This window comes from Eremococcus coleocola ACS-139-V-Col8, from assembly GCF_000183205.1.
In the GTDB taxonomy this organism is placed as follows: domain Bacteria; phylum Bacillota; class Bacilli; order Lactobacillales; family Aerococcaceae; genus Eremococcus; species Eremococcus coleocola.
This window is the reverse complement of the sequence record NZ_AENN01000017.1, coordinates 34,522-46,783: the sequence shown is the minus strand read 5'-3', so window position 1 is coordinate 46,783 and position 12,262 is coordinate 34,522. Positions and strand designations below refer to the sequence as shown.

17 protein-coding genes are annotated in these 12,262 nt (G+C 37.8%); 13 read left to right on the top strand and 4 right to left on the bottom strand.

Annotated elements, in window-relative coordinates; all coding sequences use genetic code 11:
* Positions 1-131 precede the first annotated feature (131 nt).
* Both rplM and rpsI read left to right on the top strand, forming a co-directional pair.
* Positions 132-575, top strand: a complete 444-nt coding sequence (rplM, locus tag HMPREF9257_RS06965; protein WP_006418772.1) for a 50S ribosomal protein L13 — start codon at positions 132-134, stop codon at positions 573-575.
* A 16-nt stretch (positions 576-591) separates the two neighbouring features.
* On the top strand, positions 592-984 hold the full coding sequence (gene rpsI, locus HMPREF9257_RS06960) for a 30S ribosomal protein S9 (RefSeq protein WP_006418764.1): 393 nt from the start codon (positions 592-594) through the stop codon (positions 982-984).
* 81 nt (positions 985-1,065) lie between these two features.
* Here rpsI and HMPREF9257_RS06955 read toward each other — a convergent pair whose 3' ends face one another.
* From HMPREF9257_RS06955 to HMPREF9257_RS06945, 3 genes are all read right to left on the bottom strand, one after another.
* Positions 1,066-2,223 carry a site-specific integrase gene (locus tag HMPREF9257_RS06955; RefSeq protein WP_006418819.1) on the bottom strand — a complete coding sequence of 386 codons (1,158 nt, stop codon included), beginning with the start codon at positions 2,221-2,223 and terminating at the stop codon, positions 1,066-1,068.
* Between the two features lie 281 nt (positions 2,224-2,504).
* On the bottom strand, positions 2,505-3,137 hold the full coding sequence (locus HMPREF9257_RS06950; protein ID WP_006418803.1) for a hypothetical protein: 633 nt from the start codon (positions 3,135-3,137) through the stop codon (positions 2,505-2,507).
* An 88-nt stretch (positions 3,138-3,225) separates the two neighbouring features.
* Positions 3,226-3,867 (bottom strand): LexA family protein, encoded by a 642-nt coding sequence (locus HMPREF9257_RS06945; protein WP_006418860.1) that lies wholly within the window; start codon positions 3,865-3,867, stop codon positions 3,226-3,228.
* A gap of 160 nt (positions 3,868-4,027) precedes the next feature.
* On the opposite strand from HMPREF9257_RS06945, the gene HMPREF9257_RS06940 reads away from it, so the two are divergent.
* Positions 4,028-4,240: a helix-turn-helix domain-containing protein gene (locus tag HMPREF9257_RS06940; RefSeq protein WP_006418977.1), complete on the top strand. Its 213-nt coding sequence runs from the start codon at positions 4,028-4,030 to the stop codon at positions 4,238-4,240.
* A 171-nt stretch (positions 4,241-4,411) separates the two neighbouring features.
* Here HMPREF9257_RS06940 and HMPREF9257_RS06935 read toward each other — a convergent pair whose 3' ends face one another.
* Positions 4,412-5,011 carry a hypothetical protein gene (locus HMPREF9257_RS06935; protein ID WP_006418813.1) on the bottom strand — a complete coding sequence of 200 codons (600 nt, stop codon included), beginning with the start codon at positions 5,009-5,011 and terminating at the stop codon, positions 4,412-4,414.
* 139 nt (positions 5,012-5,150) lie between these two features.
* Here HMPREF9257_RS06935 and HMPREF9257_RS06930 point away from each other — a divergent pair, with 139 nt between their 5' ends.
* The 10 genes from HMPREF9257_RS06930 to HMPREF9257_RS08835 all read left to right on the top strand — a co-directional run bounded on the left by HMPREF9257_RS06930 (position 5,151) and on the right by HMPREF9257_RS08835 (position 12,034).
* Complete coding sequence (locus HMPREF9257_RS06930; RefSeq protein WP_006418925.1) at positions 5,151-5,342, top strand: helix-turn-helix domain-containing protein; 192 nt, start codon at positions 5,151-5,153, stop codon at positions 5,340-5,342.
* A 5-nt stretch (positions 5,343-5,347) separates the two neighbouring features.
* Positions 5,348-5,605: a hypothetical protein gene (locus HMPREF9257_RS06925; protein ID WP_006418858.1), complete on the top strand. Its 258-nt coding sequence runs from the start codon at positions 5,348-5,350 to the stop codon at positions 5,603-5,605.
* Between the two features lie 28 nt (positions 5,606-5,633).
* Positions 5,634-5,819: a hypothetical protein gene (locus HMPREF9257_RS06920; protein ID WP_040466786.1), complete on the top strand. Its 186-nt coding sequence runs from the start codon at positions 5,634-5,636 to the stop codon at positions 5,817-5,819.
* Between the two features lie 77 nt (positions 5,820-5,896).
* Entirely contained in the window at positions 5,897-6,082 is a 186-nt protein-coding gene (locus tag HMPREF9257_RS06915) for a hypothetical protein (protein ID WP_006418784.1), read from the top strand.
* Positions 6,082-6,372: a VRR-NUC domain-containing protein gene (locus HMPREF9257_RS06910; protein ID WP_040466785.1), complete on the top strand. Its 291-nt coding sequence runs from the start codon at positions 6,082-6,084 to the stop codon at positions 6,370-6,372. The genes HMPREF9257_RS06915 and HMPREF9257_RS06910 overlap by 1 nt, the downstream gene beginning before the upstream one ends.
* A complete protein-coding gene (locus HMPREF9257_RS06905; protein ID WP_040466814.1) occupies positions 6,362-7,570 on the top strand; it encodes an SNF2-related protein in 1,209 nt (402 codons plus the stop codon). Before HMPREF9257_RS06910 ends, HMPREF9257_RS06905 begins: the two co-directional genes overlap by 11 nt.
* Complete coding sequence (locus HMPREF9257_RS06900; protein ID WP_006418718.1) at positions 7,560-8,468, top strand: YqaJ viral recombinase family protein; 909 nt, start codon at positions 7,560-7,562, stop codon at positions 8,466-8,468. The genes HMPREF9257_RS06905 and HMPREF9257_RS06900 overlap by 11 nt, the downstream gene beginning before the upstream one ends.
* Positions 8,468-9,409: an AAA family ATPase gene (locus HMPREF9257_RS06895; protein WP_006418799.1), complete on the top strand. Its 942-nt coding sequence runs from the start codon at positions 8,468-8,470 to the stop codon at positions 9,407-9,409. The genes HMPREF9257_RS06900 and HMPREF9257_RS06895 overlap by 1 nt, the downstream gene beginning before the upstream one ends.
* A gap of 19 nt (positions 9,410-9,428) precedes the next feature.
* Positions 9,429-9,914: a DUF669 domain-containing protein gene (locus HMPREF9257_RS06890; RefSeq protein WP_006418866.1), complete on the top strand. Its 486-nt coding sequence runs from the start codon at positions 9,429-9,431 to the stop codon at positions 9,912-9,914.
* Positions 9,915-9,928: 14 nt separating this feature from the next.
* A complete protein-coding gene (locus tag HMPREF9257_RS08835; protein WP_006418928.1) occupies positions 9,929-12,034 on the top strand; it encodes a DNA primase family protein in 2,106 nt (701 codons plus the stop codon).
* Positions 12,035-12,262: the final 228 nt, after the last annotated feature.

Genomic DNA, 12,262 nt, shown 5'->3' with positions numbered 1-12,262 from the left:
TCTTTTGTTTTAGCTTGACTCAGAGGAGTCTTTTCAAGTACAATATTCGTTGGTATTGTTTGCCCCACTATAGAGCCCCGGAAACTCATAGTAATGTAAACAGAAACTAATTTTAAATGGAGGAAAACATCGTGCGTCAAACATATATGGCTAAGAAAAACGAAGTTGAACGTAACTGGATCGTCTTAGACGCAACTGATATCCCTATGGGACGTCTATCTACTGCTGTTGCTTCAATCTTACGTGGTAAAAATAAACCAACCTTCACGCCTCACGTTGATACTGGGGACCATGTGATTGTCATCAATGCTGCAAAAGTTGCCTTAACTGGTAAAAAAGCTACTGATAAAATTTATTATCGTCACTCTAATCACCCTGGCGGAATCAAATCCATCTCTGCTGGTGAATTACGTGAAAAGAATCCTGTTCGCTTAATTGAAAACTCAGTTAAGGGTATGATGCCTGACACTCGTTTAGGTCGTCAACAATTACGTAAATTACACGTATTTGCAGGTGCTGAACATAACCATGCTGCACAACAACCTGTTGCTGTAGACATCAATACAATTATTTAAGGAGGGAAAAAACTAAATGGCTCAAACACAATATTTAGGAACTGGTCGTCGTAAAAATGCTACTGCCCGTGTTCGTTTAGTGCCAGGTACTGGTGCATTCACCGTAAACAACAAGAGTTTAGATGAATACATTCCATTCCCTCACTTACACGAAGTAATCAAACAACCTTTAAACGCAACTGAAACTTTAGGTTCATACGATATTTTAGTAAACGTTCAAGGTGGCGGTTTCTCTGGTCAAGCCGGCGCTATCCGTCATGGTATCGCTCGTGCCTTACTAACCGTTGATCCTGACTTCCGTCCAGCCCTTAAGGCTGCAGGTCTATTGACCCGTGACCCTCGTATGGTTGAACGTAAGAAACCAGGTCTTAAGAAAGCGCGTAAAGCTTCTCAATTCTCAAAACGTTAGTTGTTGGTATATCAACGTTTCAAGCACTTCTTGGAGATTTCCAAGAGGTGCTTTTTTCTGTTTGAATACGTTTTGAATACGTTATTGGTTTTGAGCGATATGATTTGCGAAGTTTGTCCCGACTTCCGTTTTTTTCTCCTCGTTAATATGAAGATAGACTTTAAGGACCATGGATTCATCTTCGTGTCCCATTCGATCCTGCACTTCTTTGAGAGAGGCTCCAGATTCGATTAATAGTGTACAGTGAGTATGACGTAGACCATGGACTGTAATCGGATCAATCTCACATTTTTTTCTGATTTTTTTTAATAGCGCATAGGGATATTGAGAGTACTGAAACTCATTGAACTCATTGGTGATGATAAATTGATCTTTATGATTGGTATTAAAACCCAATTTAAACATTTCTATTCTCTGAGTTTTCTTCCAATTTTTTAATACCTCAATAGTCTCTTGATCAAGTGGGATCGTACGCTGTCCTGCTACTGATTTGGTATTCTGAAGTATTTTCTTGTAATCTTTTCCTCTTGCTACCGTTCTTCGGACTGCTAAAGTACCATTTACTTCATCAAAGTCCGTCCATTTTAATCCGCAAACTTCTCCTTCCCGCATGCCGGTATAGGCGATGATTCTAAAGACTACATACATTTGTCCAGGATCCAGTTCTTTTACTTTTTCCAAGAAGTCATTAAGCTGTTTAGCAGAATAGGTTGGTGCTTTATACTTGTCTTCGCGTAATTCATTCTTCTTTTTCGGTCGAATAACCTTCTTCATCGGATTATCCTTAATCAAATTGAGATTATTAACTGCGAATTCTAAGATTCTTTGAGTCAGTCCAATTAAATTAGAATACTTTGAATAGTATCCAAACCATTCATTCACAATCGTTTGACAGTATTGAGTCGTGATTTTATCGACTCGTGCTTGTCCGAACTTGGGCAGAATGTGTAATCTAATGACATCCTTCTGCATTTGAAAGGTTGATTCTTTAACGGTAGTTTCGTAAATAGGTATCCAAAGATTAAAAACCTGCTCAAAGGTCATTTGTTTAGGTGATTCAATAAAACCGTTTTCTTTTATTTCAGCTAGTAACTGAGCTTCTGCGATTCTTGCTTCTCGTTTGGTTTTAAATCCTCTGCGAGTTGTTCTTTTTTGTTTGCCCGTTAATGGGTCTACTCCAAGATAAGCAACATACATGTAAGCTTTTGAACCGTCTTTTTTTGTGTATTTTTTGATCATGTTTAATTCCTTTCTTGCCCGCCAGCGCTAGGAATTAAGTAGGCATCACCTCCTAAGTATGATAAAATGGTATAGAAAATAGCCCTATCAAAGGGTTGATTTTTGGTTATCTCACTCCGATTGTTTGGCGACAGGGGAGTGGGATTTTTTATTGTAATTTTTTCAGGTTGTAAAACGAAATATTTTCACCAAAAACATTATTAGTGAAGTTTTTCTTGCTTTGCTTCATTAAAAAAATCCTTAATGAAGTATTTTAGATTTTACTTCAATAATTTAATTCATTATTTAATATTAATTTTAGACAATCCAGAAATGATAATCACCTGATTTTCTTGTAACTTTAATTGTACTTTTTCAACCCCCATATTAAATGAATCGTTTACTCCAATAATTTCGTTTGTTACAGGCAAACCATTTTCATCAAAGACCATTAGATTTCCACTTTCTCCTTCGGGTGCCGTGGCTATATATTTTCCGGGTTTAATATCCGCTCCAACAACCCACATTCCGGTTGTTATTTCGTCTTCTAAGAACTTGGTTTCGTACGGTGTAAACATTACTTCGTTCAATCCACTGATTTCAATTTTGTCGCCTTCATTCAAATCAATAGTGACAGTTTCGATGTCAAAACCACCTATTTCGTTAGTTCCTAAAATTTCATTTACAATTGGGGAGTCATTTTCATCATAAACAAAGAAATTACCACTTCCACTTTCTACAGATACTACATAACGGCCCGGATTTATGTCTTCTCCAACGATCCATTCGCCAGTAAAAAGCTCAACTTCTTCATTGTTCTTGAAGTTTTCCTCTCTGATTTTAAGGTATTCATCAATAGTGTATTTAGCGGCAGAAACTGGAACAGTGACTCCTAATAATACAGCTAGCGACAATACGGTGAAAAGTTTCTTCATTTCTTTACCTCCATATGTTATGATATTTTTAGAAAACCTTTCCAGGTATGCCATCCACTTGTTGCAGCAGGTGGGTGGTTTTTTGTTTTCATAAATTATTAATAGTTTTAATTGCTTTACCTACAATTCTGATTGTGTCGGTTGGCTGAATTACAATCGGAGGATGATTGGTGTTATCTGGCAATAACATTATTAAATCACCTTGTCTTTTGATGCGCTTCAAGGTGGCTTCTTCATCACCGTTTAATAGAACAACTGCAATTTCCCCGTCTTCCACATTTTCTTGCTTGCGAACCATGACTAATGCTTTATCTTGAATAGTTGGCATCATACTATCGCCGCGGCACTCTAAGAAGAATATTTCTCCACTAGGCAATAATTCCACAGGAAAAGCAATGGAATCAATTATATTTTGGTCGGCTAAGATGGGTGCACCACAAGCTATTCTTCCAATGACAGGGATTAGTTTAGTTTGCTTGATTGGGATTAGGTTGGAGGGGGCAGATGCCTGTGTTTGCAAATCATATTCAACCATTGCATCAATTTTCAAACCAAAATATGATGCAATTTTAGAAATATTACCCGCATTAGGTGTTGTTCTTCCAGCTTCCCAATCACTCACAGAGCCAGTGCTTTTTCTACCTATCAAATCTGCAATCTCTTGTTGTGTAATACCTTTTTTATTTCTTAAATATTTTAAGTTTTTACCGAAAAAATTATTTTCGTTCATTTAATGTATACCCCCTCTCTACAGAAAACATTATAACGTATTAAATGAAATTAATCTATATAACCTAAAAAATAATTTCGTAAAAAATGAAATTTATTGTTGACTTCGTTTAAAACGAATGTTATTATTTAGACACGGTAAAAGAAAGGGGGAGATATATTTGGTAGTTTTTGACGATAAATTAGACCTTGCCCAATGGCGAGGAGTTAAGAAAATGACTAAAGCAGAGCTAAGTAGATTATCTGGGATATCAACCAGAACAATAGCTGACTTTGAAGATTGCCCTCAAAAAATGCTTCAAGCTAATTATTCTACCTTAGTAGCGCTATCGAAGGCTTTAGAAATTAACGTTTCAGATTTTAAAAATTTTTAATCTTATATTCGTTTTTAACGTAATTAAACCTTTGATAAAGGACTAAAGATTTAGAAAGGAGACTTTCATTGAACGAACTATGGAAAGCGAATGAACCAAATAGGAGGACAAACATGAAACAAACAATAAAAACCCTCGCCCTGGTCACTGCAGGATTGTTCATGATAGAAGCTATAACGACTTTATAAATTTAACTATGTGAGTAATTATTTCTTGACCAATATCGACATTAAAAATGCCACATATAACATGGTAGGTCACTTGAAGAATAATATTTAAACAACTTTGAATTATAAAACTCTTGAACTCTGAATTTAAAGAAAGGGATGATTCAGGATTATTAAGCTCAGAAACTGTTTTCTCAATTTTTTTAGGAGAACTAAAGTATTCATCGGCATAAGTATAATCTTGTTGTTTTTGGAAATCGCTACTTTCTTGGATTATGTTTTTTGCCTCGATGGAAAATTTATTCTCGAACTTATTAACAGGGTTATAGTCAGAGTAAAAACTGAGTTCTTTCAATGAGTTTGAGATGGTCTCTAAAGGAATTGTAATTGATGGAAGTTGATCTGCTATAGCTGTTAAAGAGGCTTGGTAAACTTCGCTAAATGAAATTAATGGTTTCATAGCTTCTTCCATAACCGATGCCAATCTTTTAATTGGTTCAATTTGCAGAGATAGATTTTCAGAAATCTGTGTGAAGGCATCTACCATTTCTTTGGTGTAAAAGGAATTGAAAAATTCAACCTTATTGTAGATCGATTCGTTCATACAACATCTTACTTTCTATATGGATTATTAACTGTAGAAATGATAGCAAGATAAAAATATGTAGTCAACTAAATTTAATCAATATATAGACAAAGCTTTGTAATTTAACACAATATTTTGTGTTTTTGGGGGTGATTTGATGTGGAAAGTAATTGAAAGATTGATGAAAGAAAAAGGCATGACACCTTACAGCTTAGCTAAAGCAGCTAGTATTACAAAACAAGGTTTATATGCACTCCGAGATGGTCGGACGAAAACAATCACACTTGAGTATGCGTTTAAAGTCGCTGATGCCCTAGATGTCGATGTGAACGAATTTAGAAAGGGGTAACCGCCATGGAAATACTTTCCGAAGCAGCAAGTAAAGAACTTGCCCAAGGTATCCTAGAGTTAGCCGAAAGTATGGCTAAGGATATGCTTGCCAAGCAACAAAAACAATGGTTGATGAAGAAAGAAGTCTGTAAAGAGTATGACTGTTGCGACTTGGATATAAGACGGTGGGAAGCTGCCGGTTTGAAAAGTCGTAGACAAGGTAAGAAAAGAATGTATAAACGGTCCGATATTGAAGAAGTATTGGATCTAATAAAAGAATAACACCCGCCAGCGTTAAGGAGGAACTTAAATGAATGAAACACTTAAATACACACAATCTGAATGGGATAAAAAGGAAAAGGCGATCATTGAAGAGTTTGAAGAACTAAACTTCAAAGACGCACGGACTGAGGGTTTCATAGCAGGAACTGCTATTGGAATGGTATTCGTTTTGTTAGGTTACTTATTTTTTTGGATCATCATGGACATCATATAAAAAAAGCCCGCATTGGGGATGCGGACTTATAAAAAATATTATCACAAAAATTATAACAAAGAAAAGGGGAAATAGAAATGGCACAACCAAGATTAGTCATAGAAAAAGAAAAGCAAGCAAAGGCAATTAAGCCAGTATTTATTGATGTGGAATTACTTGAACAAATTAAAGAGTTAAAACAAGAAACCGGATGGCCTATCCAACGTATTACTGAGAAGTTTATCCGATACGGCCTCGAAAATGTAGAGGTGGTTGAGGAGTAATGGCAGATGAAAAGAAGGTAGAGAATAACATTAAACGCTACCTTGATTCACTCGGTGCTTACCACGTAAAGATACATGGGTCAGCATACATGCCCGCCGGAACCCCGGATATTTTAGCGTGTTTGAAAGGACGCTTTATAGGTATTGAAGTGAAGAAGCCTAAAGGTGGTATTGTAAGCCCCTTACAAAAATTAAAGATTAAACAAATACAAAACGCAGGTGGTATTGCTTTTGTAGCAAATAGCTTGGAGGTGGTTAAACGTGAGTTATCAGAACACAATCTTATATAACTTCCAAAAGGAGATAGTGGATAGTTCTAAACCAGATTACCTGATAGCCGCAGATGTAGGAACCGGTAAAACATTAATGGCTATCCATCACTACCTTAAGTATAACCAAGGCGAACCACTGCTGATTGTGGCTCCTCCTGCCAAGATCAAGGAAGGCGGATGGGACGGAGAGGTTAAGTTAGTCGAAGAAAAGTATGGTATTAGCATTACTTATAACACTATGTCGTATGGTGTATTAAGTAAACGATGGCGTGAAGGTAACGGATGTTTTGTTGTCTTTGATGAATGTCACTATGTTAAGAATCCTACCTCCAAGCGAGGCAAGGCAGCTAATATGCTGATTAAGATTGCCAGTCACTTCTTATTACTAAGTGGTACCCCAGCATCCAATGATATAGGGGATATGATTAACTACTTTATTATGTTTGGTTTCACTAAGAATAAAACTCAATTTCAACGTAAGTACGGGATATGGGAACAGAAATTCTTTGGGACTAAAACCATCAACATGGTAACCGATTATAAGAATAAGGAAGAGTTACTAGGATGGTATAGCAGTTTTACAACCAGTGTGAAGAAAGATGATGTCCTAGACCTTCCGCCAATCACTTTTAGAACAGTTAACTTTAAACCATCTAAAGAATATAAGGTGATTGAAAAAGACCGCGTCTTAGATGATAAAGCCTATGATAACCCGTCCTCATTGTTACATGGTTTAAGAGAACACGCCAACCGTAATGATAAGTTAAAGTATCTTGAAATGTTATTTGAAGGTACTGATAACAACATAGTTATTTTTTACCAGTATACAAGCGAGCTAGAGGCTATCAAAGAAATAGCCAAAGGTAAGATTATTTTTGAAGTGAATGGATCAAAGCAAGCTATCCCGTCTAAAGATAAGTGGGACAAGGTGAGCAACAGTTTAACCCTAGTCCAGTATCAAGCAGGGGCAGCAGGGATTGAGTTACAGTACGCTAATATCGTGGTGTATTACACCCCAACCTATTCATATCAAGATTATGCCCAGTCACTAGGAAGAACACATCGGAACGGGCAAAAACGTAAGGTTACTGTTTTCAGATTTAATACAGAGAAAACAATAGAGCAGGCTGTCTGGTCAGCATTAGAGAAAAAGAAGGACTTTGATAAGACGCTTTATTTAGAGACAAAGTTAGGGGGAAATGTAAGTGAGCTTTAAAGGATTTGGCTTAGAAAAACAAGATCTGAATGTCACGGCCAAACGAAATATTTATGTAGGTGGATCAGACGTACCAGCCATCTTAGGCCTCAGTAAGTACAAGACTCAGTATGAGTTAGCCAAAGAGAAGATTGGCCTAGTTAAAAAAGAATTTTCAAAGAATGAATATACCATTTTTGGGGATGTACTTGAACCGCAAATACGTGACTACATCAACGCAGTCAATGGGACAAGCTTTATTGTCAATACATACATTGATGAGGATCATCACATCCGGTCCAACGTGGATGGGATAGACCTGGAAACAATGACATTATTGGAAGTTAAGACACACGGTGTTAACCCAGACACGCGAGTCTATGAAGCGCAAATGCAGCTTTATATGCACCAGATTGGATGCGATATGGGATGGTTAGCCATGTACCAACGGCCGACAGATTTTAATACAGACTTTGATCCAGACAACTTGAAGATTATTGAAGTACCAGCAGATAAGGAATATCAGCAACGGATCCTAGACGCGATTGAAACGTTTTGGATTCGATGCGAGTACCTTAAAGAAGATAACACCATGTCTGAGCAGGACTTTATGACGATTGGTACTGATATGGACGTGGCCATCTTAGAGTTAAATAAGTTAGCGCCGCAGATTTTGCAGCTCAAGTCACTTGAAAAAAAAGAAAAAGAACTCAAAGAATTTGTTTATCAAAAAATGACGGAGAACGATATTAAAAAGATTGAAACGCCATTTTTGATTGTAACCCGTGTGCTGCCTAGCAAGTCGCAGCGTTTTGATAGCAACGCTTTTAAGAAGGATCACCCAGACTTATACGATAAGTATATGAAAGAAAGCGAGCGTAAAGGATTCGTTAAGTTTACTGAAAGGAAGGAAAAATAATGTCAATACTACCACCAAACAAAAAGACTAAGACCATTGATACACCAAAGAACTTCTTTATCTTTGGGGCTACCATGAATGGCAAGTCTTATCTAGCCGGAGAATTCCCTAACCCCTTGTTTCTTGATACGGACGGGAACGCCTCAGCCAATCCCTATCCCAGCATCCCCTTACGTAACGTGCGTGGGAAGAACGGTAAGATTACTCATTCTGCCGTAGACCAACTAGATCAAATTATCACTGAATTACAGACTTCTAAACACACTTACGAAACAATCATACTTGATGTTATTGATGATATTGTCGTCATGATTGAACAATATGTATGTGATAAAGCAGGGGTTGAAGCCTTAGCAGATATCCCTTTCGGCAAGGGCTATGCTTCTTTTAATTCCATCTTCCAACAATTAGTCATTGAGTTAAAAGCTTTGCCTTTAAACATTATCTATGTCAGCCGGATAGCTACTTTTGAAGAAAATAATGTCACGATTGAAAAACCATCGCTTAAAGAAAAGTATGTCAACGTGGTTAATGGTAACTGTGACTACATGATCCAAGCTAAGAAGATTGGTAAGAAATATGTCCGCTTTGTTAAGGACAAACGCAAAAATTACACACGAGAAGGTATTGATGATGAGCGCATCTTAGCGATTTTAGATACCGTTACCGGCGCTTTTGATAAATCTAAGAGCGCATCAAAGAGAGAACAAGACGCTATCGTTAAAAAAATGCAAGAGCAAGAGGAAGAAGTCTTGGAAGAGTCTGCCTCTGAACCTCAGCAGGGAGAAAAATCAAAACTATATGTTGATCCACCAGAAGCCAAAGAATTATTTGAAGATTTAGAAGTGGACCCAACTAAGCCACCATTTACAGAACCTAAACAAGACTCTAACCCAGAAGGACATCCAGTATCAAACCGCAAGCGTCCAAAAATTAAATAATAGAAAGAGGTAAAAAATTATGTCATTAAAAGAAGTTGCTTTAGAAACGTTAAATAATTATAACCCAGCTACCGATAACCCAAACAGTCAAGGAATTATTCCAGCCGGCGAGTACGATACCGTTATTTCTAAAGCGGGTTATCGTGCATATCAGAGTGGTTACGATGCAGTGGCACTTGAATTTACTGTTGTTGGTGGTGACTATGACGGCCGCAGAGAATTGGTTAACTTGAACGTGGATCCAGAATATCCAAACAATAAAAAATATCCATCGTTTCTTACTAAAAATATTAAACTTATTAGTCAACTTGCTTTCGCCGCAGACTTTAACTTGGATGATGATGATTGGGAAGATCAAATGACACTAGGTGATGTTATTGGTGAGAAGGCTATGGGTGCACAAATGGTTTTAGAAATTACCGAATCAGAAAACAAGAATAAACCGGAGAGTCCATACCGTAACTATCAATTCTTAAAATACGCAGACGACCTACCATTTGACTAGAAGGAGGGTAAGTGATGGCGGTACATTATCAATTGCATGTCCATCCGATACCTTATACCCATAAGCCAAATAAGGAACAAGCCATACAGATTAGTAAGACGATAACAAATGCAAGTATCGTTTTAACCCCACAAGAATTAGCGGACAAGGTGGCGCAAGGCCACTCTGTCTGTCTCGGGGTGATGAATGGAACGCGGGCAAAAGCCAATCTAATAGGTCAGCAAGTGATGATGTTAGATTTTGATAATACAGTCGTGATTGAAGGGACTAAGCACAAGGTAAACGATGAAGATTATGTCACCATCGAGGATGTCTTAGGCAGTCAATGGATCCAAAAACATGCTGCTTTTATTTACAAGTCGTTCAGTTACAAGGAGAATTGGCAAAAGTTTAGGGTGGTTATCTTCCTAGACCGTATCCTTAAGGATCATAAAGTTGTCACTGATACTTACAAGTGGTTGATGCATCGTTTCCCACAAGCGGACCCAGCCCCTAAAGATTGCAGCCGGATATTCTTTGGCGGTACAGAGGTTACGCCAATCAACTTTGAAAACGTATGGACTCCAGACCAGTTAGTATCGACCACTAAAGCTAAGCCAGATCATAAAAAATTTGAGTCTGTCACGCCTTTAAACAAGCGGCAAGCCAGTCAAATTATCCGGGCTTATATCGACCGAGAATATGAGAATTTGCAGGAATATGGCAATGCCTTATCCGCCATCTCAGTTATTGGTAAAGCTGTTTTAACCGGCGAGATTCAAGAAGAATGGGCTAGGGAATATGTAGAGTTACTAGCTTTAGATAACAAGGAATGGGCCGAGGAGAATCAGCAGAAACTCAATGAGTTTTTAGGTAAGCAAGTGGATGATATTTATTCTAACTACACGTTTAAGGATAAGTTCTCAGCGCCTTCCAGCTCAGATAAGTTTAATGTGTTTGAGTTTTCCCAAGAGTTCGCTAGGGACTATCAAGTCTATTACTATCGGGATAAGTTGTACGTTAAGCAGGATATCGTTTGGCGGTCCAATGAGAATTCAATTCTTAGGGCCATCAACGAAAGCCAGCAACTTACACGAGCCTCAGATAACGAAGTGATCCACCAGTTGACTAAAATTTCAGAAGAGTTTGAAGGGGATATAGACTCTATCCAACTTGCGAACGGGTTCCAAGTAAAGGGAGGAAAGATTGTCAAAGGTGCCGTGGATAACTTCACCCCTTACTTATTGGATGTTGATTATAACCCTAATGCTTATAGCAAGGACGTAGACGACTTCTTAAACTTCTTAGTCATGGACCGTCCAGAACTCCGTGTCACGGTAGAAGAACTACTTGGCCATATTATCTTACTTAAAGGCTTTCCCCATTCAGTATTCTTTTTTGTTGGTAGAAGCGGGGCCAACGGTAAGTCCACCTTCTTAGAAATGCTGAATGAATGGGTAGGGGATATGGGATCGAATATTTCTTTGGATGCCTTTAGTGACCCGACCAGCATTGGTGAGTTGGAGGATAAGATTGTTAACATCGGTGATGATATTGATGCGTCATATTTGGATAAATCGGCCAATTTCAAGGCCTTAGCCAGTGGCAACACAATTATGATACGTCCTATCTATCAAACGCCCAGACGGCTTAAAAACACGGCTACGCTATTATTTACAGCTAATGAGATGCCGACCTTTAAGGATAAGACTGGAGGGATTGCACGGCGGTTAGTGATTGTCCCTTGTGACAACGTGGTGAAGAAAGCGGACTTTGATCTGGTTAGTAAGTTAACCACCAAAGAAGCCAAGTCTTACTTACTTAACTTAGCCCTAAAAGGTGTAAAGAATATTGCTCATAACGGCGGTAAAATAACCGACAACGGCGTGGTTAATTCGATGGTTCAAGACTACTTAGAGAAGTCTGATTCAGTGGCTATGTACGTGGATGAAGAAGGTATCACGCCTAATCTTGATAAAAAATTGGTGTATCAAGATTATTTAAATTTCTGTTCAGCATACGGGATGAAACCTCAGAAGGTGACCTCATTTACTCAGAAGCTTATTGATCTTGGGTACCGGGTGAAGGACACTTACCAGATGAATAAGAGAGTTAAGTTATATATTAAAGATGGTATGTAAAGGGATTACCCCTACTTTTATCCCTACTTTTACCACTACTTTACCCCTACTTTTTAAAAAAAAGTCGGGGTACTCAAATCCCTTGGGGCTGTAAGCTTTATATATATACTTTATATATTACCCCTACTTTTTAAATAAAATATATAAGGTAAATAAGTAATAATAATAAAAAAGTGATTATTATTATAAAAATAGAAGAAGTATGGCAAAAAAAGTCGGGGTAGTCGG